17 protein-coding genes are annotated in these 26947 nt (G+C 44.6%); 10 read left to right on the top strand and 7 right to left on the bottom strand.

Features of this window, described 5'->3' with window-relative positions; genetic code table 11:
• The first annotated feature begins 413 nt into the window (after nucleotides 1-413).
• The 3 genes from NH462_RS10765 to NH462_RS10755 all read left to right on the top strand — a co-directional run bounded on the left by NH462_RS10765 (nucleotide 414) and on the right by NH462_RS10755 (nucleotide 6990).
• Nucleotides 414-3068, top strand: coding sequence for a glycoside hydrolase family 16 protein (locus NH462_RS10765; protein WP_253105671.1), 2655 nt, complete (start codon nucleotides 414-416; stop codon nucleotides 3066-3068).
• 70 nt (nucleotides 3069-3138) lie between these two features.
• The gene (locus NH462_RS10760) at nucleotides 3139-6090 is read left to right on the top strand and encodes a TonB-dependent receptor (RefSeq protein ID WP_253105670.1); all 2952 of its coding nucleotides are present in this window, start codon (nucleotides 3139-3141) and stop codon (nucleotides 6088-6090) included.
• 321 nt (nucleotides 6091-6411) lie between these two features.
• A complete protein-coding gene (locus tag NH462_RS10755) occupies nucleotides 6412-6990 on the top strand; it encodes a LysE family translocator (RefSeq protein ID WP_253105669.1) in 579 nt (192 codons plus the stop codon).
• Between the two features lie 272 nt (nucleotides 6991-7262).
• Here NH462_RS10755 and NH462_RS10750 read toward each other — a convergent pair whose 3' ends face one another.
• The 4 genes from NH462_RS10750 to NH462_RS10735 form a co-directional block, all read right to left on the bottom strand.
• Complete coding sequence (locus NH462_RS10750) at nucleotides 7263-7802, bottom strand: YqcI/YcgG family protein (protein WP_253105668.1); 540 nt, start codon at nucleotides 7800-7802, stop codon at nucleotides 7263-7265.
• Between the two features lie 273 nt (nucleotides 7803-8075).
• Nucleotides 8076-8480, bottom strand: coding sequence for a DUF1801 domain-containing protein (locus NH462_RS10745; protein WP_253105667.1), 405 nt, complete (start codon nucleotides 8478-8480; stop codon nucleotides 8076-8078).
• A 240-nt stretch (nucleotides 8481-8720) separates the two neighbouring features.
• A complete protein-coding gene (locus tag NH462_RS10740; RefSeq protein WP_253105666.1) occupies nucleotides 8721-11261 on the bottom strand; it encodes an exo 1,3/1,4-beta-D-glucan glucohydrolase in 2541 nt (846 codons plus the stop codon).
• Between the two features lie 3 nt (nucleotides 11262-11264).
• Entirely contained in the window at nucleotides 11265-12515 is a 1251-nt protein-coding gene (locus NH462_RS10735) for a sugar MFS transporter (RefSeq protein ID WP_253105665.1), read from the bottom strand.
• A gap of 185 nt (nucleotides 12516-12700) precedes the next feature.
• Here NH462_RS10735 and NH462_RS10730 point away from each other — a divergent pair, with 185 nt between their 5' ends.
• The 6 genes from NH462_RS10730 (at nucleotide 12701) to NH462_RS10705 (ending at nucleotide 20465) form a co-directional block, all read left to right on the top strand.
• Entirely contained in the window at nucleotides 12701-14044 is a 1344-nt protein-coding gene (locus NH462_RS10730) for a GH1 family beta-glucosidase (RefSeq protein ID WP_253105664.1), read from the top strand.
• Between the two features lie 69 nt (nucleotides 14045-14113).
• On the top strand, nucleotides 14114-15121 hold the full coding sequence (locus NH462_RS10725) for a LacI family DNA-binding transcriptional regulator (protein WP_010375290.1): 1008 nt from the start codon (nucleotides 14114-14116) through the stop codon (nucleotides 15119-15121).
• Nucleotides 15122-15127: 6 nt separating this feature from the next.
• The gene (locus NH462_RS10720) at nucleotides 15128-16714 is read left to right on the top strand and encodes a sugar porter family MFS transporter (RefSeq protein ID WP_010375286.1); all 1587 of its coding nucleotides are present in this window, start codon (nucleotides 15128-15130) and stop codon (nucleotides 16712-16714) included.
• Between the two features lie 114 nt (nucleotides 16715-16828).
• The gene (locus tag NH462_RS10715; RefSeq protein WP_253105663.1) at nucleotides 16829-18577 is read left to right on the top strand and encodes a hemopexin repeat-containing protein; all 1749 of its coding nucleotides are present in this window, start codon (nucleotides 16829-16831) and stop codon (nucleotides 18575-18577) included.
• 283 nt (nucleotides 18578-18860) lie between these two features.
• Nucleotides 18861-19871 (top strand): low-specificity L-threonine aldolase, encoded by a 1011-nt coding sequence (gene ltaE, locus NH462_RS10710; RefSeq protein WP_253105662.1) that lies wholly within the window; start codon nucleotides 18861-18863, stop codon nucleotides 19869-19871.
• Nucleotides 19872-19958: 87 nt separating this feature from the next.
• Nucleotides 19959-20465, top strand: a complete 507-nt coding sequence (locus NH462_RS10705) for a hypothetical protein (protein WP_010375277.1) — start codon at nucleotides 19959-19961, stop codon at nucleotides 20463-20465.
• A 61-nt stretch (nucleotides 20466-20526) separates the two neighbouring features.
• Here the strand turns inward: NH462_RS10705 and NH462_RS10700 are convergent, their stop codons facing one another.
• From NH462_RS10700 to NH462_RS10690, 3 genes are all read right to left on the bottom strand, one after another.
• Nucleotides 20527-22689 carry a TonB-dependent siderophore receptor gene (locus tag NH462_RS10700; RefSeq protein ID WP_253105661.1) on the bottom strand — a complete coding sequence of 721 codons (2163 nt, stop codon included), beginning with the start codon at nucleotides 22687-22689 and terminating at the stop codon, nucleotides 20527-20529.
• 105 nt (nucleotides 22690-22794) lie between these two features.
• Nucleotides 22795-22956 carry a DUF2256 domain-containing protein gene (locus NH462_RS10695; RefSeq protein ID WP_082086233.1) on the bottom strand — a complete coding sequence of 54 codons (162 nt, stop codon included), beginning with the start codon at nucleotides 22954-22956 and terminating at the stop codon, nucleotides 22795-22797.
• Between the two features lie 316 nt (nucleotides 22957-23272).
• Nucleotides 23273-25540, bottom strand: a complete 2268-nt coding sequence (locus NH462_RS10690; protein WP_253105660.1) for an aminotransferase class V-fold PLP-dependent enzyme — start codon at nucleotides 25538-25540, stop codon at nucleotides 23273-23275.
• A gap of 255 nt (nucleotides 25541-25795) precedes the next feature.
• Between NH462_RS10690 and NH462_RS10685 the strand changes: the two genes are divergently transcribed.
• On the top strand, nucleotides 25796-26698 hold the full coding sequence (locus tag NH462_RS10685; protein WP_010375269.1) for a sulfite exporter TauE/SafE family protein: 903 nt from the start codon (nucleotides 25796-25798) through the stop codon (nucleotides 26696-26698).
• Nucleotides 26699-26947 lie beyond the last annotated feature (249 nt).

Genomic DNA, 26947 nt, shown 5'->3' with positions numbered 1-26947 from the left:
AACGGTATTGTCAACCAAGCGAAAGCGCATGATTTATCCTGACGTAACGATTGCGTAAACACGTAAAGCCCCTTTACAGCTTTTTCTGCTGCGGTTTTATTAGGTGCAACTGATCTGTTTAGTCTGTATTTATAGCATGCAGATTTTCACCTTATGACAATTTAATATTGACGAATAAATTAACTTAGTTTACTTTTGTGAAAGCGCTTACATTTTGCGTGTGTTTTTTTAACTTCATTTGTAAGCGCTTACATTTGTTGCTGGGAACGCGCTGGGTATTCTTACAGCGTATAGCTAAATAACCTGTTCTGAGAAACGATGAGTTAATCGACTGCTTATCTAAGCCTCAGGTTAAATAATAAAGTTCTTAGTATTCAACCATTTGACAACGACGTTTTGCATCGGGGTAACTGATGAAAATTGCAGCAAGAAAATTAACAAGGCTATGTACCGCAATCTCTGTGGCTATCATAGCGGGATGTGGCGGAAGCGCCGAGACAGAAACTAATTATAAATCCGTTGATACCACAACGCCGGTTTCAGACTGGACGCTAGTGTGGAGCGATGAATTTGATAGCGATGCGATAGACACATCTAAGTGGACGCACGAGGTAAATTGCGACGGCGGTGGCAACAATGAAAAACAGTGTTACACCGACAGTGAACAGAACGCGTTTATTGCCGATGGCATGCTGAATATTGTCGCTACCCCTGCGCAAGCAGGCGCACAACTGCCGTATACCTCGGCAAGATTGAACACCAAATATAAAGCTGGTTTTAAGTATGGCAGATTCGAAATGCGGGCCAAGCTACCAAGCGGGCAAGGCAGCTGGCCGGCGTTTTGGATGTTGCCTACGGATGAGATTTACGGTGGCTGGCCCAAGTCTGGTGAAATAGACATCATGGAAGCGGTAAACCTCAAGGTCGCTAATGAAGACGGGTCGGTTGAATCTAACGTGCATGGCACGCTTCATTACGGCCGTGATTGGCCTAATAATGTTCACACCGGTAAAGCATACGCCTTACCTGATGGTGTAAATCCAGCCGATGACTTCCATACCTATGCTGTGGAGTGGCAAGAGGGTGAGATCCGTTGGTACGTTGATGGTTATCTCTATGCCACGCAACGTCAATCGGAGGTTCGTTACAACTCAAAGCAAGAAGCGGTTGGTTTAAAACACCGTGGATGGTTTGCTGAATACTACGAGCAAGGCTCTGGTGAGCTGGTTACTCATTGGGATAGTGCGCCTTTTGATCAGCAGTTTCACCTTATCTTAAACCTTGCCGTTGGCGGTGATTGGCCAGAAAACGTTAATAATAAAGGTATCGACTCGGACGCCTTTGTGAACGGACAATCGTTTGTGGTTGACTATGTCAGAGTGTATGAATGCGGCTCTAATCCTGAAACGGGCAAAGGATGTGAAACGGTGCGCCCAGGCTACGACGACCTTGAGGATGCGTTAGTCGAAGGCGAAGCACCTATTCCGTCGCCACCTTCTTCGGGTATCGCTAAAAACCTAACCATCTTTGATGATAATTTTAACGCTAACTGGCCTGCTTGGGATTGTTGTGGTGGCTCTATGCCTGCATTGGTTGCAGACGAAAGCCGTGGCAATGTTGTTGAGTTTGTAGTCGGTGAGACGCCAACCGTAAATGGCTTTACCAGCCGTGCCGAATTTATCACAGATCCAAGCGGTAAAGCCTCGCCATTTGATGCAACGAGTATGCTAGAAGCGGGCTATATTCGGTTCGATATGCAAGTGACACAAATGCCTTCAGACCCAAGCGCTGCATGGAAATTTAAAGTTGAAAGCCAAGGTGCTTCTAGCGCTGCTGAACTCGATCTTTTTGCAAGCGTTGAAGGACAATCACCAGCCGCAGGCTCGTGGCAAACTTATACCTTCCCACTACAGCAGTTGGCTGATGCGGGACTTGATGTGTCAGCCATTGATGTAGTGATGATCTTCCCAGCATGGGGAGCCGGAAATGGTGCTATCTATCGTGTTGATAAGGTTGAGATTGCACAGGATACAAACTTACCTTCGTTGACCTTATTTGAAAATGCTATTAACGCTGAGTGGCCGCTTTGGGATTGTTGTGGTGGCTCGACACCGACTGAAGTCTCTGACGATGCAACGCATGGTATTGTTGCTGAATTTACGATTGGTGACACACCAACGGTAATGGGGTTCTCGTCTCGAACAGAAGTGGGCGGAGCTGGAAAGCCGTTTGATGCAACTGCAATTTTAGCAGGTGGCGTAGTACAGTTTGAGATGAAAGTCATGAGCTTACCGTCAACGCCTGATGCCCCTTGGCTACTTAAAATTGAGTCTGACAATGCCGCGAGTGCGGTTGAGCTACCACTATCTGAATCACAAGAAGGTGTAGCACCACAGGCCGGTGAATGGCAAACCTATACTTTCTCAATTGAAGCTTTGGCTCAGGCAGGACTTGACCCAAGTGCAATTGATGTGGTGATGATTTTCCCAGCCTGGGGCTCAGGTAGCGGTGCGGTTTATCGTGTTGATAACGCAAAAATCTTTCATCCTGACGGTGGTAAGGCGAGTGGCGGTCTAAGCTTATTTAAAGATCAAGCTGCTGAGCAGTGGTCAATTTGGGATTGTTGTGGTGGCTCTACACCCACAATCGAAGTCGACGAAGATGCAGCCCATGGTCAAGTTGCGCAATTTGTTATTGGTGCAACCCCAACCGTGATGGGGTTTTTAGCGGATGATGATGTCTATTATGATGCTTCCCATTTACTAGAAACTGGCGTAGTTAAGTTTGATATGAAGGTGACTTCAACACCAGCAAATATCGACGCTCAATGGCTATTTAAAATTGAGTCAAATGATGCCAGTGCAGCGGTAGAGCTTGCTCTTAACCAAAGCGCTGAAGGTAAAGCTCCAGAAGTTGGCAAATGGCAAACGTATACGTTTCCACTTCAAGCTTTGTACGATGCTGGACTCGATATTAGTGCCATTGATGTCTTGATGGTATTCCCCAGCTGGGGAATGGGCGAAGGCGCCGTTTACCGCATAGACAATGTTGAAATCGTCAGTCAATAAGCCAGTGTGGATCGCCAATAGTGTTTTGAACTCGGTGATCCAGCAGCAAGAATAGAATCGCAGGGCAGTCATGAATAACAAACAATTCAATAAAAGTAAGCTTGCCGCTAAGTTGTCGCTAGCAATAGCGATGAATGCGGGAATGGTCAGCATAGCTCAAGCAGAAGAGCAACAAACAGCCGAAAAAGTCGAAGTGATCGAAGTGAAAGGGATCCGCGGAAGTTTGATCCGTTCAATGGATTTAAAGCGCTCCGCATCGGGGGTTATGGATGCCATTTCTGCAGAGGAAATGGGGAAATTTCCAGATACCAATCTAGCCGAGTCTTTACAACGGATCACTGGTGTTTCGGTCAGCCGTGCCAACGGCGAAGGCAGCCAAATTACCGTACGTGGCTTTGGGCCTGATTTTAACTTGGTGACATTAAATGGTCGCCAAATGCCGGGCACAGGTAATACTCGTTCGTATAACTTGGAAAACCTAGCCGCAGAAGGCGTGAGTGCGCTTGAGGTATATAAAACCGGACGTGCTGATGTACCCAGTGGCGGTTTAGGGGCTTTAGTCAACATTGTCACGGCTAAACCTCTACAACGCCCAGGGCAGCACTTTAGTGCTACAGCAAAGGCGATTGTTGATACCTCTAACGAAGCGGGAGATGATGTTACACCTGAGGTTTCCGCGGTTTACAGTAATACCTTTGCCGATGAAACCTTTGGTTTTGGGTTTTCCTTCTCCCATCAGCAACGTGACTTTCAAAAGCAGCAAGCCAACATTCAAGGCTGGCAGGCCAATGTTGATCTACCTGATTTAGACCCGTCTAAAATCATTGATGGCCGTGCTGAAGATGCCGAGGGTAATAAAGTCGGAAATTACTTTTTTCCAAAAGACATGAACTACGGCATTGAAGATCTAGAGCGAGAAAGAACAAACGGTCAAGTTACCTTTCAATATGCACCAACCAACGGTTTCATTGCTACCTTAGATTATACGGCAAGCCTTGCCGTAACTGGCTCTAATACGGTGGGGTGGGGTATTTGGAATGAGTTTGGCGGTAACATTAACGCCTATGAGTTAGATGCTAATGGCACCGCGGTTTATGCCGATATTGGCGGTAATGATGCGTCGTTCACTGCAAATAGAAATACGACGGAAGTTGAGGCGCGTTCACTTGGCTTAAATCTGGACTGGCAAATTAATGATAATTGGCATGTAGAGCTTGATTATCACGACTCAAAAAACGAAACCGATAACGGCGCAGATAAAGGCTTGGGTAGTGATGGTCAAATCATCTTAGGCTCAGATCAGTTGCACACTAAGATTTATGATTATCGGCAGGGCGAAGTGCCGCATGCAAATGTGCTTTGGAAAAATGGCACGAACGAACTCATGGCAAGTGAAATTGATTCTAACTTTAGCCAATTTATCCATTCTCCCGGAGAGGCGACAGTCGAGCAGTTACAACTTGACGCCACTTGGTTTAACGACAGTTTTGATATTGACCTAGTCAGTGTGCAGTTTGGTGCAGCTCGCACTGAACAGTCAACTGGGGGATATGAAGCGTGGAGTGGTCTACGAGGAGGACCGGGTTTTAACCCTTCGTTTAAAGAAATTTTCCCAGATAGCATGTTTACGCGCCATGAAACTGGCGATTTGCTAGATCAATTTGCAGGTGGTGGCAGTGACTTACAGCCTGGGTATTACTATACCTATGACTTTGATGAAGCTATTGCAAGGCAGCTTGCGTATCTTACAGAAGATGTGATCGGTGCCGACTACTACTCGGCGGACGCCTATTTTGATGGCATAGACAGCCAAAGTAGAGTTGATGAAACCACTGACAGCATCTACTTGCAATCCAAATGGGAGTTTGAATTTTCTGACTACTTTGTGCAGATCAACGCAGGCCTGCGTTATGAACAAACGGATGTGACAAGTGTGGTGCGTCAGCGTGTGGAAACGCAAGTGAATTGGGACAGTCCATCTGAATGGATTATGCAATACGCTGCGGGTGGTGATGACAACTTCTTAACGCAGGAAGGGGATTACGACATTCTATTGCCGATGATCGATGTGCGTTTTGATATCACCGAAGATTTAATTGCACGAGCGTCTTGGGGCAAAACAATGTCGCGTGCGCCGCTTAGTAATCTTGCGGGTGGCAGAAGTTTGTCAGGCAGCCCAAAACCGGGAGCGAGAACTGGCTCTCGAGGCAATACAAATCTATTACCGTTTGAGTCGACAAACCTAGATTTTTCACTTGAATATTATTACAACGAAGGAAGTTACGCGTCACTTGGCTACTTCAAAAAAGAGGTCGATAACTTTATTCAAACCACAATCACGCAAACCACCATTGAAGGTCTTTACGATATTTACAATGGTCCAAGGTATAAACAAGCGATTGCAGATATTGAAGCCCGTGGAGAGCAGGCAACCAGTGATGCCATTTTTGCGCAAATGCTCGCCAATGGTCACGGTAATGCCGAGGGTAAAATTGAACCAAGCAGTGACGATCCTTTGATGGTATGGAACATCAGCCAGCCACAAAATACCGATAGCAAATCGGTTGATGGTTTTGAAGTGGCGGTACAGCACTTATTTGGTGAAACGGGATTTGGCCTTGGTGTAAACGCAACTTTTGTTGATGGCGATGTTGAGTTCGATAGTGAAAGCCTAGTGCAGCAAGCACCGCTGACGGGGTTAAGTGACTCGGCTAACTTCCAAGCATTTTACGAAAAAGACGGGTTATCGGTGAAGTTAACCTACGCATGGCGTGACGCTTATCTGATCGGGGTAGGCCAAGCGCAAGGCTCGGCAGATGCACCACCGCAATATGCCAAGTCTTACGGTCAATGGGACGTGAGTGTGAATTACGATATTGATGAGCAGTTTACGGTGTTCTTTGAAGGTATTAACTTAAACAATGAAACCGAGCAAGGATATGGTCGTTATGAAGAGCAATTCTTATTTGCTCGTCAATACGGTCCGAGATACTCGGTTGGTGTGAGGTATACTTTTGAGTGATCCCTTGCGCATCCGTTCACTAATACCAATTTCACTTAATTAAGCAAATTGATATAAAAATGCAGACCGATGAGTCTGCATTTTTTTGGCCCTAATTCAGTAGGTGCCACTTCATGTCGCGCTCTCCAAGAAATATTGCATAGGGTAACGATGAGGCTGAGTTCGAAGAAAAGTATCAGTGATAAATTCAGTATGCCACTCCCACCTATCGCATATTACTTTGTAAATTCATGATTTAGTGTGATGATGCAGTGAGTGTGAATCGGACATGTTTGCGGGGTTGATGTTTTGGACAATTATTTGCTGTTTGTAGGTGTCGCTTTGGCGACAATTTTATTACCAGGGCCTGCGGTGATGCTGACTATCAATAACTCAATTCAAAGAGGCTTTGCCAAGTCTTTAGCTGGTATTTGTGGTGTCGCGCTCGGGATTTTGATTGTCGCCGCGGTATCGGCATCAAGTTTAGGTGTGATTTTAGCCAATTCGGTGTTGGCATTTACGGTCGTTAAATTTATTGGCGCTGCATATCTTTTCTATTTAGGCTACAAAATGTGGCGAACTAAAGGTGAAAGTAAAATAGGCAAGTCTATTGCTGCAAGTACGATGAAAAAGTGCTTTTTAGAAGGCTTTTTTGTTTCGATCACCAATCCTAAGGCTGTTATTTTCTTTATGTCTATCTTTCCGCAATTTATCAATGTGGAAAATGCCTTTATGCCGCAATTTATGTTGCTGGTTTTCACCTTTAGCCTGCTGGTGTTTATGGTACATATTTCTTATGCGGTGTTTTCTGGCCTTGCTAAGACTAAATTGTCGTCACCGAAGAGTATGACAATGATTAACAAAGTGAGCGGTGGCGTGTTTTTTGGGTTTGGCGCCGGTTTAGTTGCCGCCGGTAAGTAGTTTGAGTGGCTTAAAAATGTAAGCATACTCCCTTTTCCCGCGAGTAGTTAAAGGGAGCAAAGCTTGAATTCGGCATTGCTTAGCTCCGCACTGCAGCAGGCTTACTCGCCTTAGTGCGACTGGTTGGGCTACTTAGATTTGAATAAGCGCTTGAAGCACTCATTAAGCCAAAACAACCCAAAGTTGTTAATATGCCAATGACGACGTAAATAATAAAATCGATTACCATGATGTTGCTCATATCTAGTTCCTCTCCGTTGGTACAATGTGCATTAAATTCTGTGGGTTTCTACGTGTGATTCGACGACACGGAAACTCTGTGGGACCTCAAACTGAGGCATTAAGTTAAAAACAATCGCTGGGTACTTAAACTTTCTGTTTCTCGATGCGCTTGTAGGGCTTAAACAAGTGATATAAAGCGGCTCGCCATCCAAATTAAAATGAAAATTATTGCTGCAATCTGACGATTGAGAATGCGGCCCTCTAGGAGTGCTCTGCGAAACTAGGTTTTGCAATTCCTGCAGTTTACGCCAAACAGACTTATTAAAGTCGCTGTCATCTAAGTGTTGGCTCTGCTCAAAAATCGCCACAAACGCGGCACTTTTCATGCTGTCAAAATCTACCTTTTCGACAAAAGAATAGAGACTGGTTATCAAACTAAAGTTGTTGTGTCTTGAGGTGAGATCGCCAAAACCTAAAACCTCAACATGGTTAAACGCTAATTCGGCTCTATTACCACCACAAATGCATGGAAATTGCTGCTTGTTCACGAAATCAATAAAACTTTCTTGCAGCTCGGGTTGTGGTGTCATGTTTTATGCTCCTAATGTTGTTATTTGCGCTAGTTGGTTTTGGTGGTTTCCAATGCTGAATGGCGAAATGCATCTACACTGATTATCTATCATTAAGTAAGCAAGGCTTGAACCACAAATTAATAAATTTAACTCATTGAATTTTATTGGTTTTTGTTTTTTGTATTTTAAAGGGGTAATTTTTTCACGTTTTATTCAGGTAAGAAGTACACGGTTGTAAAAATTGGTAACGGTGGGTTTTTCGCTTCGGGCAAGGTTTACCTAGATTGGTTGTTACTGCTCGAGTAAAGGTAAGTTTTTGAGGTTTTTATAGTCCATTGCAATGGCAATACAACGGTAAAGTTGTGCTGTTGGCATGTCTTCTTCTAGTTTAAGGACAATCGCTCGGTTTCCTTCAAATTGTAACTCGTCGGAAAATAGTACTCTAAATGTATCAACTAGCTTCGTTTGGCAGTGAAAATAAAGGTGATAGTTAGTAGGCGTTCTGGCTTTCCAAGCCATACGAAAAGGGCTACCCGATTTAACACTAAAGCTTAACTCTCCCCACTTTATTGCCTCAATCACCGCGCCAAAGTTTTGCTCACTGGCAACCTGCATAACGAGACTACGCAGTGACCTGATTTTTGCTTGCGCAGCAGGTGGGTAGGTACTAATCACTTGTTCGGCTATGTTTGACACTCTGGCTCTTCCTTGGTGTTAGCTCATAAAGTAGAGTATTAAATTGAGCAGGTGAGGGCAAGTGTGCTCTTGGTGTGACTTTTTAAATCGCTTGTTTGTGCCCTGTAAAAAGAATAAACGCGCGCATCAGACAATTGGCTTATCTTAGATCTCTTAAATTCTAGTCCACATTAAAGTGGCTTCATTAGACACTAAAAAACGATGTGAACACGGCCTAGTGACCACATCGTGTTAAGGAGACTAATTGCAGCTTAGTGTTGGTGATGCTTCTGAAGAGATCTGTATCTCAGACAGTGTTACCTCCAGTATCCCGGCGGTTGAAAGCTCGAAAGGGACAACGGTTTTAGTGAAGTCCATGCCTTGGGCTGTAAAGCAATTGAGGTCAATGCTTAGTGATTGCCACTTGGCTAAAGGGATCGTTTGAAGTTGCTTAGCAATATCGATTTTTGCGGTGCATGAGCCGTTTGCATCCGCTTCGCCTTCACAACTCATCGCTACCCAAACCGGTTTATCTGGCGCAGCATCAACTTGTACTTTAAAGGTAAGGGCGCTGTCGGTTGGAATACTTGGGCTGATGTCTTCCCTAAAATAGCTTTCACTGGCGAGTCTAAAGCCGCTGCGTCGACTACCGTCAAAAAGTAGCTCAATGGCATCTTCTTGTACTTCTCTGTCCGTTGTGCGGTAGCTAATACCACCAAGCGTATGGGTGTTGGCATTTATCAGTTGATTTTCGCCACTGCTGTATAAATGACCTTGCCAAGGTTTATTGATCGACCTTACCAGTAAGTCTACACCGCTGGCGAGATTTGCCTGAGTTTGTATTTGCTCTGGTAAATTATCTGCGAGTACATTTTGGTCTGAATAACGTAAGCCAAAACCATAAGGTAAAAGTGGGTCGTAATTTTTATCCTGGTAATTTACGATTTGTGTCGGCGTTTTTGGCCAAGAGTAACTAAGCTTGCCAGTAAAATCATACTTAACTTGGCCGTTTTTGTCGGCGAGTAATACGTCGCTGATACCAATTCCTTCAGACCCCGGTAACCATGCCGCCACAAATGCATCTGATGCGTTGAGTTCAGGGTTTACCCACATTGGGCGACCACTGATGAACACCGCCACCGTAGGAATTCCTGCTTGTTTAAAGCGTTTGAGTAATGCAAGATCAGATTTATCAGACGGCTTGTATTCAAGTGTTGCTCTATCACCGTGGCCTTCTGCATAGGGATCTTCGCCAAATACCACAATAGCAACGTCAGGCTTATCTTCGAAATCACCGCTAGTACTTAATGTGACGGTGCCACCAGCCGCTTCTGCTTGCTGCTTTATACCATCATAAATAGAAGTACCGCCCGGGAAGTCGGCATTGGTGTTGTTGGTACCTTGCCAAGTAATACTCCAACCGCCGGATTGTTTGCCGATATTGTCGGCACCATCGCCTGCTAACAAAAAATGTTGGTTTGGTTGAAGTGGTAATAGCTGATCTTTGTTTTTGAGTAAAACCAGTGACTCACGTACGGCTTGGCGCGCGACTTTACGGTGCGACTCTGCGCCAATGATTTCTGAGTTGCCAGCCAATGGACGATTTGCAGGACTTGGTTTTTCAAAAAGTCCCGCACGGAGTTTAACTCTTAAAATACGGCTTACTGCATCATCAATGCGAGACTGCGCGATAACGCCGCTTTTTGCTTGCGCTAGCGTATTGTTGTACAAGGCTTTCCAGTCGTTCGGGGCCATGACAATATCAATGCCGGCATTGATGGCCTCTGCGCAGCTGTCGTTCGTACAACCTTCTATTTGGCCGTGACCATTCCAGTCGCTCACCACAAAACCATCAAAATTCATTCGCTCTTTGAGCACTTGGGTAAGCAAATAATGGCTGCCATGCACCTTTTCGCCATGCCAACTGTTAAACGATGCCATCACCGATTGTGCTCCGGCTTCAAGTCCACCTACGTAGCCTTGAGCGTGAAGTGCAATTAATGCTTTTTCAGAGGCGATATTGTCGCCTTGGTCGTCGCCATCAACCGTACCACCATCGCCAACAAAATGCTTTACTGTGCTGATCACGCGGTTCTTACCAAGAAAGTCCGCCTTAGGGTCGCCCTGTAAGCCTTTAACAATAGCGCTGGAATACGCTTTTACGATGTCGGGGTGCTCAGAGTACCCTTCATAGGTGCGTCCCCAGCGATCATCACGTACCACCGCGACCGTAGGGGCAAAGATCCAATCAATTCCGGTGGCTAACACTTCTTTTGCGGTAATGTGGGCGATTTTCTCGATGAGATCTGGATTATTTGCCGCGCCAAGGCCAATGTTATGTGGAAATAGCGTAGCGCCAATGACGTTATTGTGGCCATGAACCGCATCCGTTCCCCACATGGTAGGAATTGTGCTGCCATCTAGGCTATCGTCAATCGATGCCTGATAAAGCGCTTCGGCAAGTTTGACCCAATCTGCAGGCGTTGCATGTTTGTTGTTGTAAGGAAATGCGCCGCCGCCATTGAGATATGAGCCGAATCCGTACTCTCGCATTTCTGCGACGGTAATATTTCGAATCTCAGGCTGGATCATCTGCGCAATTTTTTGCTCCAGGGTCATCTTAGCGAGTATCGACCGAATTCTTTCTTCGAGATTGTTATCGGTTTTGATAGCAGGAGTCAGCGCTGGCCAGTTTTCCACTTGGCGAGCTGCATCAACACTGGTTTTATTTGGGCTTTCGCTACATCCTGTTAAGGTTGCGATAGCCATTGCAAGACTTAGCATGGTTATTTTCGTTTTCATGTCTTAATTACTCTTGAAACGCTGAGGAGTTGCGCCTTTTAATCCAAAGTAGGCGATGTAGATATAGCATAAAGCAGGCAGTAAGAATGACAGCTGCAGATTGATTCCGTCTGCTAGCATCCCTTGAAATAGCGGGATTACTGCACCGCCGACAATAGCAAGACAGAGAATACCAGAGCCTTGTGCCGTTTGCTTTCCAAGCCCATTCAACGATAAGCTAAAGATAGTCGGGAACATCACGGAGTTACAAAGCCCGACCGCCAAAATGCTCCAAAGGGCGAGCTGACCGCTGCTAAATACTGCGATAAGGACTAATGCAAATGCACAGGCTGCATTAAAGGCAAGCACGGTTCGACCCGATATTTTCTGCATTACTAACGCGCCAATAAAGCGTCCGACCATGGCTCCACCCCAATAATATGCGATGAGCTTTGCGGCTTGGGCTTCGGTCATGTTGCCAATGTCCGGTTGATGTAAGAAGCTAACGAGCGTTGATCCAATCGCTACTTCAGCCCCAACATAAACGAAAATACCGATTGCACCAAGCACCAAATGTCTATGCTGCCATGCCTTGATTTCACCTGTGGTGACTTCTTCAGTAGTACTACTTAGCTGGGGAAGTTTAATAAAGGCAAAGACCAAAGCCAATGACGCGAGCATGGCTGCCAACATCAAGTAAGGTAATTGGGTGGCACTGGCATTGCCAACTTCAACCGTGCTTCCCTCACTGAAGATGAGCATAGCGCCAAAAAATGGGGCGACAGTCGTACCGAGGGAGTTAAAGGCTTGGGTCATGGTGAGTCGTGCAGGGGCGGTTTCAGGGGAGCCTAGTACACTAACAAAAGGGTTGGCTGCAACTTGTAGCACTGTGATCCCTGCCGCTAGTACAAATAGCGCGAATAAAAACACGCCGTAGATACCACTTTCAGCCGCTGGGTAAAAAAGCACACAACCAACGCCTGCGGTAAGTAATCCAGTTACAATGCCTTTTTGATAGCCGATTTTTCCAACCAATTTGCCAGCTGGCACCGAAACAACAAAATAGGCGCTAAAAAAGCAAAATTGGATCAGCATAGCTTGAGTGTAATTAAGCTCAAACGCGCCTTTGAGGTATGGAATTAAAATATCATTCAAGCAAGTGATGAAACCCCACATAAAAAATAGTGAGGTGAGGGCCCCCAAAGCAAATCGGTACTGACCAGTATGGCCCGTGGCGATTGCTGCTGAAACCTGTGGTTGAGACGGTACGCTCACGACAAACTCCTAGTTGATTTTTTTTGGTAAAGCGCTTACATTTAAAAAAATGAAAGCGCTTACATTTTTAATGATGATTGCAGAAAGCGAACACGAATTCAAATAAAAAATGTTTTTGTCTTGCACTGTGACTAACACAACACGCTCGTACCTTGGCGTGAACACATAACTTGGAACGATTAACCATGAATAAAATTATCCTGCCAACACACTCGGCCATGTTGAAGGCAGACTATATTTTCGGCGTTGCGACTTCGTCATTTCAAATCGAAGGTGAGCGGCGTGGGCGTTGTGAGTCAATTTGGGATAGGTTTTGTGAACATGATGGCGCGATAAAGGATAGTAGTAACGGTGATATTGCCTGTGAGCATATATCCAGGTGGCAGCAAGATGTTGAGCTCATAACCAGTTTGGGGGTTGACGCCTATCGCCTTTCTATTTCTTGGCCACGAGTAATGAATGATGATGGTACGGTTAACTATGCTGGACTTTCATTTTACCAACAATTGGTCGATGGGTTGGTTGCTAAAGGCTTAAAAGTGTTTGTCACGCTCTATCACTGGGATTTGCCACAAGCGCTTGAGAATAAGGGTGGTTGGCTGAATCGAGAAACGGCTGTGGCGTTTGCACGGTATACCGAGGTGGTATGTAAAGCACTAGGCGATAAAGTGTATGCGTACACCACGTTAAATGAACCATTTTGTAGTGCACATTTGGGGTATGAATTAGGTATTCATGCACCGGGTTTGCGCTCCCAAGCGGCGGGACGACAAGCAGCTCATCACCTGCTTCTTGCTCATGGTTTAGCGATGCAAGTGTTAAGAGCGCATTGCCCAAATAGCCTCCATGGAGTCGTGTTGAATTTTGCCAATGCGGATCCTGTGTCTACAGCGCATTGTGACGTGGAAGCGGCAAAAATCGCGGATGATTACTGTAATCACTGGTATATCAAGCCTATTCTTGAAGGGCAGTACCCAGATTTACTTGCCCAGCTCCCAAGGGACGTACAACCAGATATCCTAGCTGGAGATTTAGAGATTATTGCTGCGCCCATTGATTATCTTGGCGTGAACTATTATACCCGAAATATTTATCAATCTGATGGTAATGGATGGTATGAACAAGTTGAGCCTAGTGCAGAAACGCTCACTACAATGGGCTGGGAAGTCGTGCCAGACTCTTTTTGTGCATTGCTTCGGGAGTTACATGCTGAATACCAGTTGCCACCACTTTATATCACAGAAAATGGTGCAGCCTTTGACGATAAAATGGAAAATGGCGAAGTATTAGACGTGCAAAGGCTGGCGTACTTCCAATCTCATCTGCTCGCAGTTAATCAAGCAATGGAGCAGGGCGTTGATATTCGTGGCTACTTTGCATGGAGTTTAATGGATAATTTCGAATGGGCAGAGGGGTATACGCAACGCTTTGGTATTGTGCACGTTGATTATCATACTCAGCAAAGAACCTTAAAGGCGAGTGCAAAAGCCTACCAAACGATGCTGTTTGAGCGTAAATCAAGTGTCTAAAACTATGCGCATTTTTAGCCAAAATTGGTATAGTGCGCAGATACAACTGATGGAATAAAAGTAATAGATATGGCAACGATTTACGAAGTCTCAAAAGCTGCAGGGGTATCATTAGCCACGGTGTCACGGGTGATGAATGGCAATGCAAAGGTGAGTGACAAAACCAAAGAGAAGGTGCTCGCGGCAATGTCAGAGTTAGGTTATAAACCTAACGCCATCGCGCAATCTTTGGCTTCTAACCGCAGTAACAGTGTGGGGCTTATGGTATCTGAGCTACACGGTTCTTTCTTTGGTGACATGATGAGCACCATAGAGAGTACGCTGAGAACGGCGGGTAAACATGCCATTATTGCTGCGGGTCACAGTGATGAAGAAAAAGAGCAACAAGCCATCGAATTTTTATTGGATAGGCGCTGCGATGCCTTAATTGTGCATGCAGAAGCAGTCAGTGATGAATATCTCATTGAGCTTGCGGGACGAGATGTAGAACTGGTGCTAGTGAACCGCCACATTCCAGAGTTGGCAGAGCGCTGTTTTTATACTGACAACGAACTGGGTGGATACTTAGCGACTGAGGCGCTATTGCAGCGCGGACATCGAGATATCGCGTATATCAGTGGACCGTTATTTAAGCTTGACGCCAAAGCGCGTTTGGCTGGTCATCAAAAAGCCTTAGCTGAATACAATGTGTCATTCGATCCTAAGCTCTCATTTGAAGGCGGTTATCATGAAATCGATGGCATCGCAGGATTTAATCATTTAATGCAAACAGGGCAGCGCTTTAGTGCCTTGGTTTGCGCAAACGATGAGATGGCATCAGGTGCGATGACTGCGGCCAGAGAAGCAGGACTTGATGTCCCATCAGCGCTTTCCGTTGTAGGCTTTGACGATGTGTTATTTACCAAATATCTTTATCCAAAACTTACCACCATAGATAACCCTATTCGTAAAATGGGCAATGCGGCCGCGCGTTGGGTACTTAAGCATGTGTATAAAGAGAAGCACCAACCCGATGTGGAAAATCTCTACCCACCAACCTTAATCTTGCGCGATTCTATCGCCGTAAAAGCAGAGTAATAAGCGATGACCAGCCTGTCGATATCCAATGCATTAAAGTACACCTTAATTGTATCGTTAGGCGGGTTTATTTTTGGCTTTGATGCGTCGGTGATTTCGGGTGCAATTGGGTTTATTAGCGAGGCCTTTAAGCTCACCCCATGGCAGCAAGGGATAGTCGTGAGTGCGCCTACCTTAGGAGGGTTGGTCGCAACTCTTATTGCAGGGCCGGTGGCCGATGCCATTGGCCGTAAGCAAACATTACTGATGACCGCGTGTTTGTATTTTGTCTCCGCGATTGGCTCGGCTTTTGCGACTTCGTTTGAAGCATTGGTGATTGCGCGTTTTATTGGCGGTATGGCATTTTGTTCCTTGATGGTGGCGCCTATGTATATTGCTGAGATCAGCTTAGCGGATCAGCGCGGGCGTTTGGTATCGGTTAACCAGCTCAATATCGTCGTTGGCCTATTTATCTCTTATTTCACTAATTATTTCTTACTTCAGCTCAGCCATAGCGATGCAATGTGGGTGTCTAGTTGGCAAATAGACAGTCAAACATGGCGTTGGATGCTTGGTGTTGAAGCTCTGCCAGCACTGGCTTGGGTTTTGTTGTTACTGTTATTACCGCGAAGCCCTCGATGGTTATTGATGAAGGATCAGCAGCTAGAGGCTAAACGTACATTGACGCGATTATTTGGTAGCAACAATGCACAACAGCAACTTGATGCTATTCAAGCCGCGTTACCTAAACTGCAACTGAGTAGTTTGTCGCTTGCACGCAAAATGGGCAGTTTGTTTAGTAAGCGACTTCGTGTCCCTTTGATGGTAGGCATTGTGCTTGCCGTCGCGCAGCAAGTCACCGGGATCAATGTGGTGTTTTTTTATGCTCCGACCATTTTTGAGCAAAGCGGTATTGGTACTGACGCTGCATTTATGCAAGCGATTTGGATTGGTCTGATCAATGTGGTTTTTACCATCGTTGCGCTACTGACCATAGATAAACTCGGACGGCGGCCATTGTTGCTCATTGGGTTAACTGGTATTTGCTTTAGTATGGCGCTGTGTAGTTGGGGCTTTAAACAAGCAACTTATCAGCTAAATACAGCGCATATTGCTGAAATTAAAACTGAAGTAGACGATTTTCCTGTGCATGCTTTAGCACCAATATTAGGCCAGACTTTCACCTCCGATGTTGCATTTAATGACGCAATCAAGCAGCGTTTAACTGCAGATGAGTACCGGCAATACAAGTCCGTGATTTTCGCTCACAGTATTAATATGCCAGCAAAACTGGTTCTGCTTGGGATTTCCCTTTTTGTGGCGTCGTTCGCGATGTCGCTGGGGCCAGTCATGTGGGTAATGTTTTCGGAGATATTTCCAAATGCAATTCGAGCCGTTGCGATTTCTGTTGTCGGTGTGATTAATAATGCTGCCAGTTTTACTGTACAACTAGTGTTTCCGTGGGAGCTTGAATATTTAGGGGCAAGCACCACCTTTTTATTGTACAGCCTGTTTTCATTGCTTTCGTTTGCGCTGGTATTTTTGTTTGTAGAAGAAACCAAAGGTAAGAGCTTGGAGCAGCTAAGCGAAAGTTTAGAAGCAAGAGCAGGTTAGCAAAACCCGCGATAAAATATTTTTCCATGTAACTTTTTTGTAAACGATTTTTCATGTTTGGGATTTATTATCTTCCTTGGACTAGTCCAGAAATTCACATTTAAAGGAAAGATAATGAAATTACCCGTGCTTAGTAGTGCATTACTTGCACTTTCATTTACCGCAAGTGTAGATGCACTTGAAAACAAAGTATTGCTCATTGGTATCGATGGCCTGCAATACGAAAAAATTGCTGCCAATAATACGCCGAATTTTGATCGCCTATATCTAACTCAAGCTTACACTGGCGGGATCGCAAAAACACAAACACAGCAAAAAACCAAAAGTGGCCCAGGTTGGGCGACAATTTTAACTGGGGTTTGGGTGAATAAGCATCAAGTGCCGAGCAACGACTCAGGTCTAGCAAACAAAGCCTATCCCAGCCTTTATCGTTACATCGCAGAACATGATGCTAACGCCAATATCTCAAGTTTTAGTACTTGGGGACCCATTCATACGCAATTCTTCAGTGACGATGTCGCCCTGATGGACAGGAGATCGGAGGGAGGTAGCGACGACGATAATTTAAATAAAGCGCTGGCAACATTAAATAACGGCTCACCTGATTTTGTCTTTTTACATTTAGATGAACCGGACGCCGTGGGTCACAGCTTATGCTTTGGTTCTGCCTACAATAAATCGGTAGAAGATGCGGACAAGCGACTGGGTAAACTGCTCGACGCGGTTGAAGCAAGAGAGCAAAACGGTGAGAACTGGTTGGTGATGGTCACCACCGATCATGGCCGTACACCGGTTGTCGGCTGTCATCACGGTGAGCAAACCGAGCCTGAGAAAACCATCTTTATCGCCACCAACAAAGTGCTGAATAAAGAATTTAGCTCAAAAGACGTTAATCCTGCTAATACCGACTTTTCTGGTTTATATGGCTATCCAGCACAAACAGCGATTGTACCGACGATTTTATCTTACATGGGCATTGAAACAAATGTGCAAGCGGGTTTTGAAAGCACGCCGATGTACGGTGACTTAGGAATTCGTAAACTCAATTATGCCAATAAACTATTTACGTGGCTAAATGGTGCGAATGCGCAAACGCGTGTTTATCGAAATAGCCAATTGGTTGAAACATTGCCTGCTGGTGTTACACAGTGGCAAGATCCGCAGCCCGAATCTGGCATCAATAACTATAGCTTTGAGCAACAGGGTGTGTATGTTGGCTATCGAGTTACCGAGCTGAAACTCAGTGCTGCGCATCAGTGGCACAATACTAAGAGCTACTTTTTCTCTGAAGACGCGCGCTACTGGCGTTACGATACGGTGTTAGATAAAACAGATGATGGCTATCCGGTATCGGTGACTAATGGCAACTGGCCGGGACTTGGCGATTATGCACAACAAATTCGAGCGAGTTTTTATAAAGACAGTGATACGGTGTACTACTTCCTATCGGATAGTCAATACCTGAGCTATGACGTACAGAGCGATAAGGTACGAGCAGGTTACCCTCAAGCAATTGATAACAATACTTGGCCAGGGCTTGCTGCCTACGCAAATAAAATAACCGCAACTCTTCGTTGGACGTCAGATAAGGTGTATTTCTTCCTAGATGATGGTCAATACTTACGCTATGACTTGGGAGATGACCGAGTGGACAGTGGGTATCCCAAGGCTATCAACGATAATACTTGGCCGGGACTTGGTGCCTACGCGACAAAGATAAGTGCAGCATTAAAGTGGAACGACACGCGTGCTTATTTCTTCTTAACTGACGGTCGCTATTTAAGATATAGCATTACTTTTGACAAAGTGGATGCGGGTTATCCTAAAGCCATTGATAATGGCACTTGGCCCGGGTTGCAGTAAACCCTGCAAAAGTATCGGATCTTGAAGGGAGTGAACAACTCCCTTTTTCATCTTGTTTTATACTTCAATGCGCGTTTTTCAGTTATACCAGTTGTATTAAGTAAATGATCTATCTTGAAGCGGGGAAATAGCTTTAGTAGCAAGGCAAAAATTTTGATATTTAGTTGTTCTAAATGAGAAATTTTTAACGAAGCTAATATGCTATTTCACCCTTCAAATTGATTAGAGAATTAATTCAATTGGTATTATGCTGTGTGCTCCTCTTTTGACAAGGATAATATTGATGGATTTTAGATCTGATACGGTTACGCAACCGACCCCCGCCATGAAACAAAGCATGTTTGATGCACCGCTTGGTGACGATGTTTATGGTGATGATCCAACAGTAAATGCACTTGAACAGTTTGCGGCTGAGCGTCATGGTTTTGAGGCTGCGCTATTTACCAGCTCAGGTACGCAAGCAAATCTGCTTGCACTGATGAGCCACTGTGAAAGAGGGGATGAATATCTTTGCGGCCAACAAGCGCACAATTATAAATTTGAGGCGGGTGGTGCGGCTGTGCTTGGGTCTATTCAACCGCAGCCACTAGAAAACGAGGCCGATGGCAGTATTTGCTTAGAAAGAATTAAACAAGCAATTAAACCTGATGATTTTCATTTTGCGAAAACTAAGCTGCTTAGTTTAGAAAACACCATTGGTGGCAAGGTATTAAGTCTAGAATATATCGCACAAGCCAGAGCGCTGTGTGATGAGCGTGGCTTAAAACTTCACCTTGACGGTGCAAGAGTCTATAACGCTGCAGTCGCGTTAAAGGTTGATATCACAGAAATCGTAAAGCATTTTGATTCATTTACTATTTGCTTATCTAAAGGACTTGGTGCGCCGGTTGGCTCTTTATTGCTTGGTGATAAGGCGTTGATAGACAAAGCGAGAAGGCTTAGAAAAATGCTTGGTGGCGGTATGCGTCAGGCGGGTATGCTCGCGGCGGCTGGTCTTTATGCTTTGCAACATAATGTAGAGCGTCTCGAGGAAGATCATCAAAACGCGCAATATTTAGCTGAAAAACTTGAGCAACTGCCTGGGTTTAAGCCATGCAAGCACTTGGTACAGACAAATATTATCTTCGCTGAAGTGGAAGCTGGCATTGATCTTTTTGCGGCAGCAAAGCAGTTAAAGGTTAAGGGCATTAATATCACTCCAGGATATCAAGGCATGCGATTTGTGACGCATATGGGGGTGAGCCGCGCCGATGTGGATAAGCTAATAACAGAACTCACTAATTTGTTGATGTGATAGATGTTACACGTCTTTACATCGAGTGTATTTCATTTGGGAACGATTACTGCTAGTTTTGTGCGAAAGTTAAACAAGGAAAATTTAATGTTCTCTTCGTTGATAAAGGCCACTTTTGGTATTTCTGCTTTGCTAATCAGCACCGCAAGTGTTGCCAATTCGGTCGATTTTTCTGCTGGTACTGGCTATCCATTTTTTGGTCAAATTGAACTGTCTCTTCCACAGGCCGATAGTAATAGTCGATGGTATGGAAATTATCTTATTGGTCTGGACGATGGGTTTTCTGTAGGCTATGAGAAAGCGGTGTCTGACAATAACAAACATGCGATAGGCGTGGTGTTAGGGGCTTTGGGAGCAAGAGATGCGGGCCCCGTATGTGAAGACGATGATAATATTACATGTGGTATTTTTGAGCCAATTATCGACCTCTTTGATAGTGAAACGACAAATGGTATCGGTGTAAGTTATAGCTACTATTTTACCAGTATCAATCAACCAGGTTGGCGGGTTAAATTGGTTGCAGGTTATGGTGAAAGTGATAGACATAACGTTGATCGCGCTGATGGCAGTTTAATTTTTAGCTATCAGTTTTAAGTCATCGCCCTATTACCATTGGTCTCGGTTCTAGGGCGATTTAGTTCTTATAATTTAATCGTTAAAACTTATACTTTACGTTAGCACTAATAGTTCTACGCTGTCCGTAGAAACAGTCTCCACGGAACAAACAGCTGGTAATAACCGTTTTATCGCTGACATTATCAACTTGCAAACTGAATTGATATTGTTCAATGTCATAGCCAATCATCATATCAACAAGCGTAAAGTTGTCGGTCACTAATTGCTGATGTAGTGTTTGTCCGTTTAGTTCAACTGTACGACTGCCATCGTAGGTTTCTCCCACATGTCTGATACCGGCACCAAATTTAAGCCCAGGAAGCCATTCGTCCGCGCGGTATGTCGCCCAAATTGAAGCTAAGTGCTTTGGTGTTGCTGAGAGCTGAGCATCATCTGTGATTAACGTAACCAAGTCCTGCGCTACATAGAGTTCTGTAGGTGACAGCGGAGAAACGTCTTGTTCCGTATCTGAATAAGAATATGCCGCATAAATATCAAGGTGCTGCCATTCAAGCTGGGCTTCAAGCTCGAATCCTTTTACCGCGATTTCACCGTCTTGTACTTCAAATTCGGGGGACACTTTTCGTATTTGATTTTTGTCTTTGATTTCAAATATAGATGCCGTGATAAGGTGTTCAGTACCTGTTGGCTGATATTTCAAGCCAAGTTCAACTTGCTCGCCCTCAAGCGGTTTATATGCGCCACCTTGTGGTTTTTGTCCAAATACAGCCTTAAATGATTCAGAATAGCTAGCATAGGGTGCTATGCCATTCTCAAACTGGTAAAGCACACCAATCCTACCTGTTGTGGCATTCTGACTATTCTTGATTGCACCTGCTGTTTGCACTTGATTTGAAACGTCATCATAGCGAAGTGCCGCATTGAGTACCCAGCTGTTTATTTCTGCAGTAACTTGTGCATAAGCACCAAGCTGCTTGTTATTTAGCGTATTTTCAGGGTTATCGACAACCGCAGTTGGTAACTCAGTGCTTTGTCCATACACTGGGTTATATAAGTCTAATGGTGCTGCAACGCCGCGGCCGCGATCAGAGTCAGTATCTGCATTTTGGTAATCAACACCTGAAACCATAGTGAGTTTAACCACATCCAGTTCCAAATATTTATGGAATTGAAGATCCATCGTCACACTACGTGCACTTGAATCGGTGAGGCTGGCGATACGCTTAACAGTGCGTTTGTCGGCTTCAAATTTTGGTGGCCAAGAATAAATGGTACGGTACTCGGATGAACTATCGCTGTAGCGACCGGAGAACTTAATATGTGTGTCTAAATCAAAGCTGTGCTCAACAATAGCGGTGATTGCTTGTTGCTCAGTATCATATTTATCCCAGCCTGGCTCGCTGACGAAACGCTCACTGGGAATTTGGCCATATTTTGCTGGTAGAATAGTGCCTTCATGCGGGAAGAATTGCGTTGAAGAGCCTGATTCATTTCTCTGAAGATTGGTAAGTAGGGTAATTTTAGTTTCATCTGAAGCAAGCCAGCTAAAGCTTGGTGCAAGCATCAGGGTGTTGTCATCAACATAATCGGTCTGCGTGCCGCTGTCTCGATACATGGCAACAGCACGTGCTTGATACTCTTGCAGCTCACCAAATGTGGTGTTGTAATCAAGTGCTAGTTGCTTACGGTCGTAGTTACCCACTTGTGCCCAGATCTCACCTTCAGTGTCTGCTTTTGGCAATTTTGATACTGCGTTGACGATACCACCTGTAGACCCTTGTCCGTAAAGTACTGATGAAGGGCCTTTTAAAATCTCGACGCTTTCAAGCGCATAAGGGTTAGTACGCGTGTTGTTGTAATTGCCAAACAGTTTTTGCAGGCCGTCAACATAGAGTAAGGGGTCGACGCCACGAATTTTAGACCAGTCGCCTCGAGTATCAACGCCATATGGCCCATTATAAACACCCGCAACATACCCAATCGCATCTTGCAGCGTTTCTGCACCTAAATCAGAAATACGTTGCGCTGTTAATACAGAAACTGAAACTGGCGTTTTGACGATAGGAATTGCTGTTTTTGACGCAGTAGCACTAACGTATGAAATCAGACCTCTTGGGCTAACTTCGATGATTTCAATGTCGTCTTTATCTTGTTTGGTTTGCTCTTGTGCAATTGCGGAGCAAGACAACGCCAGTGCAACACTGGCAATAAGGCTTGGATATTTGTATTTAAATGAGCGCATGATTAATCCCTATGATCTAAGTTTGCGCAAATGATATTGTAGATGAGAGTGATTATCAATATTATTGTTCTGTAATTTGCAAATATTACAAAGCTTTATTCTAGACTACGTATTGATGTGCCTTATATTTGAGCGGCGCTCGGCAGCACAGCGCTTTGAGCAGTACTTAACGTTTTCCCAATCTCTTTGCCATTTTTTCCGCCAATAAAACGGACGTTTGCAAATAGGGCATACTTTATAAGGTAGATTTGGTTTTTTATGAGCCATGTAAGGGTTATACCAATTAGTCTTAATACTTGCTCAATTTGACGGAGCAAATCTGACGCTAACTGCGTTAAAAATTTCTCATTTAGAACAACTAAATAGCAAAATTTTCGCCTTGCCTACACGGATGTAGGTACCTTGGCGATAGCAGGACGCGGTAGCGGGGTTATCGACAAGACTTTCTCGCCTCAAAATAGAGCACTTAATTAAGCCAATTGGTATTAGTCATTTTTAGTAGTCATACGGTAATGATGAAAAACGAGATCAAAAAAGCCCCATAGCAAGCGCTGTAGGGGCTTTAGAAAGGAAACGGTAAAGGTTATGCAGATGGAATGAGTGCATACCCTCCTTTTAAATGTCCGATATTATGAAAGCCAAGTCTCGCCAGCGCTTGTGCGGCAGCTTGTGAACGGCTGCCGCTGCGACACACCAACACCAACTCTTTCGACTTGTCTTGACTATGTTTGCAAATAAAGTCAGTAAGGCGGGTGAGGGGCACATTTTGATCAAATGCTCTGTCGTGGTTTAGGGCATATTCATGCGGTTCTCGTATATCAATTAACAGCACACTTTCGTTGTTTGCGATGTGGGCATTGAGCTCTTTTGTGGTGTACTCGTGCAATTCAAATTGGTTTTTAGTACAAACCGTTGCGCCACACATGATCTCGCTGCCAGCCTCATCAACAATGTTTTTGTCTATTTGTGCCTTTTTCTCGACAAATATATCAACAGCAATGTCATGTTGAAGCACACTATTTAATAGCAAATTACGATTACACTCTGCTGCTAGGGTGGTTGCAAACTCATTGTTGTAGTCGTGGCTTGGACATAACAAAGTATCGGATTCGATAAGTTGAGCAAGTAACTGAATGCTGTGCATCATCGCTTTTGATGAGCTGGTGGAGAAGTTGGTTCTACCTAGCGCCCCCATTAGGATTAGATCACCACAAAAAACGTATCTAATGGTGTACTCACCTTGCTGTTGCTCCAATAGCATAAAGGTGACGCTATCTTCCGTATGTCCAGGGGTGGCTAGTTTTGCAAGACGGTAGTGACCAATGGCTAGCGCTTCGAGTGACTGGCCTTTAAATTCAATTTGTGTAGTTTGAGTAGGCCAGCCTAAATGGTCGCATGTTTGTTTTGGTAAAGTCAGTGCGGTTCGACTCGATTCGTGATCTGCGTGACCATGTGTATCAAGCGCAGCGAGCAGTGTTAGCTGCTGGCATTCCAATATCGTATTAAGACGCTCTACCAGCTCAGGAAGTGGATCGATAATAATCGCCGTTTTTGACTGCTTATCAGCAAACAGCCAACAGCATGCACCACCCACTTTGAATTGTACTAGACCGTCAAGCGCTTCTTTATTGTTAACGCCATTCGCCGCTTGCATGAGACAGCTGTGACCGAGTGCCTGAGCACAATGGAGAATGCGCTCACACGCCGCGTCTATTTCAGTTTGGGTTGTGGCAGGACCAAAAGACAGTCGAATAGCCGACTCGCTTTGCCATGCAGGGAGTCCCATGGCATCTAGCACAAAACTGCGCGTTACCTTTGAACTGCACGCTGAGCCCGAGCTGACACGGATGTTTGCTGCGTCGAACAAATCCATGATTTCTTTTGAGCTAAATCCCGGAATTGCAAAGTTTAGTGTAGTTGGAACGCTATTACTGAATTGATTATTAAATACAATTGTCGGGAACGCATCTTTAAGCGTTTGTGTCAGTTGATTTCGAAAATTGTGTAGTTTATCTACGCTTGCAAATTGGCTGTCATTTTCTTTTAGCAGTTCGTCAAAAATCACACTCAGTGCGGCAAGGCCTGGCAAGTTTTCTGTTCCTGAGCGTAAACCGCTCTCTTGACCGCCTCCTGCAATAAATGGCGTAAACGGTGCGGTTTCTCGAATATAAACAAAACCGATGCCTTTTGGTGCATAGAGCTTATGGCCGCTAAAAGGTGCGTAGTCAATTGTTGTTCTTGCTAGGTTTAAGCTGCGTTTGCCCAGCGCCTGCACACAGTCAACCATCCAAAAAATATCTGAATTATGCTTTCTTATTACTTCTTCTAATTTGTTCAGGTCTTGATATACACCAGTTTCATTATTAACAGCCATAGTGCAAATCATTAGCGCATTAGGCACTTCATTTGCGATAAACGCTAAATCCAGATTACCTGCACCATCAACTGGAATAGCTTTGACATCGGCATTAATTTCTAAAATTTGATTCCAATGTTTGAGTGATTCAGGCACCGCTTTGTGTTCAGTTGCCCCGTAAAGTAGCGTATATTTTTTATTTGGCTGTATCTTCTTTTTTGCTTCACAAAGGGCTGATAGTATGCCGGTCTGGATGCCCTCGGTTGCGCCACTGGTGAAGATCACTCGACCATGACCAGAACCTAAAACAGCACGTGCTTTTTGACGAGTGTGCTCCATCAGTTGCTTCGCTTGAAGGCCTGTAATATGGCTGCTGCTGGGGTTGCCAAACATGGTTTTCATGGTAACCAATGCTGCGTCTGCTGCTTGCTCTAATACAGGGGTTGTTGCATTAGCATCTAGATATATTTGAGGTAACACCGTTTCTACTGTCATGACTGAGCCTTTGGGTATAAGCAAATTACCGATATAACAAAAAGTAATAAGTAATTATTTATAGTTATAATAAGGGAGATAGGCGTACGTTTCAACTATTGAGGATGTGTTTCTTGCAGACTAGATAGAGTGATGTTTAATGTAAAATTAATTTGAAAAAAATGTATTCATCATGTTTAATTGCGTTCGCTCAAAGGCAAGGCGAGCAAGGTAACCGAAATGGTAAGGAAAGGCTCTTAGAGTAATGGATGAATGATGTTGCAACGAATAACAAAACCGACAATGTGGCCGTTATTTTTTACACTGGGTGTGTACGCTACGTTGATCTGGGTACAAGGCTTTTATCAGGCGCTTGGCCAAATTATCAGTGAATCCCATATTGCGCTTACCATGGCGTTGGGATCGTTTGTGGCAGGTGGAACGGCATTAGGTGGTGGCGCTGTTGCATTTCCTGTGATGACTAAATTATTAGACATAGATCCTGCTACTGCCAAGGTATTTTCTCTGGCGATACAAAGCTTTGGTATGACCGCGGCGACCATTACCATTTTCTGTCGCCGAATTCCGGTATATAAAAATGTTATTTTAATGGCGTTGCCAATGGCTGCGCTTGGTGTAACGCTCAGCCTATTATATATCGCACCTCTAGCACCTAGGCTCCTCGTTAAGTCTATTTTTAGTTTTTTGTTGCTCTGCTTTGCACTAACACTGATTTTAAGGTGGTGGCGTAAGGCACATCATCAACCTAGCAGTGAGTTTATCCAACCTAAAATGCTACGCTTTATGGTTGTAGCATTAATTGGAGGTATAGCGAGTGGATTGGTAGGGTCGGGTGCAGATATCGCACTCTTTGCCTTGTTGGTGATTGCTTATAATGCAGATGTGAAAAAGGCGACTGCAACCTCTGTCGTGGTGATGACGTTTACCTCATTGATTGGAAGTAGCATCAATGCGTGGCATCTCAATACGATCACCAGTGAAATAAATGGCTATTTGCTAGCGGCAATACCGATTGTGGTCGTTGGTGCTCCCTTAGGCGCTTATGTTTGTTCAAAAGTAAAAGTAGGGCATTTGGTCAGTTTTCTTTTAGTCTTGATTGGGCTTGAAGTGAGCTTTACCTGTTATGAGTTATATCCGACGCTGCTAGGATTGTTTTAATCTAGGGCCTGTTTATCTTTCAAGTTTGTTTTTGCAGCAGTTTGATTGGTATTTATACAAGGCAGAGCCTGTGTAGCTATAGTTGTTCTATGTGAGTCAGGCGATAACACAGTAGAAATGCCAATCAAGCGCTGCCCTTTGGGTTCACCTGAGTGCGTTTTGTTCATTGTTGCTCAACTTTTGCCTAGATTACTAGGCGGCAAGTCGAGCGTCGCGACCAAAATACACTCAGGAGAACAAAAATCAAAC

This window comes from Pseudoalteromonas sp. OANN1, from assembly GCF_024124685.1.
Classification (GTDB): Bacteria; Pseudomonadota; Gammaproteobacteria; order Enterobacterales; family Alteromonadaceae; genus Pseudoalteromonas; species Pseudoalteromonas piscicida.
This window is presented reverse-complemented; position numbering and strand designations above follow the sequence as displayed.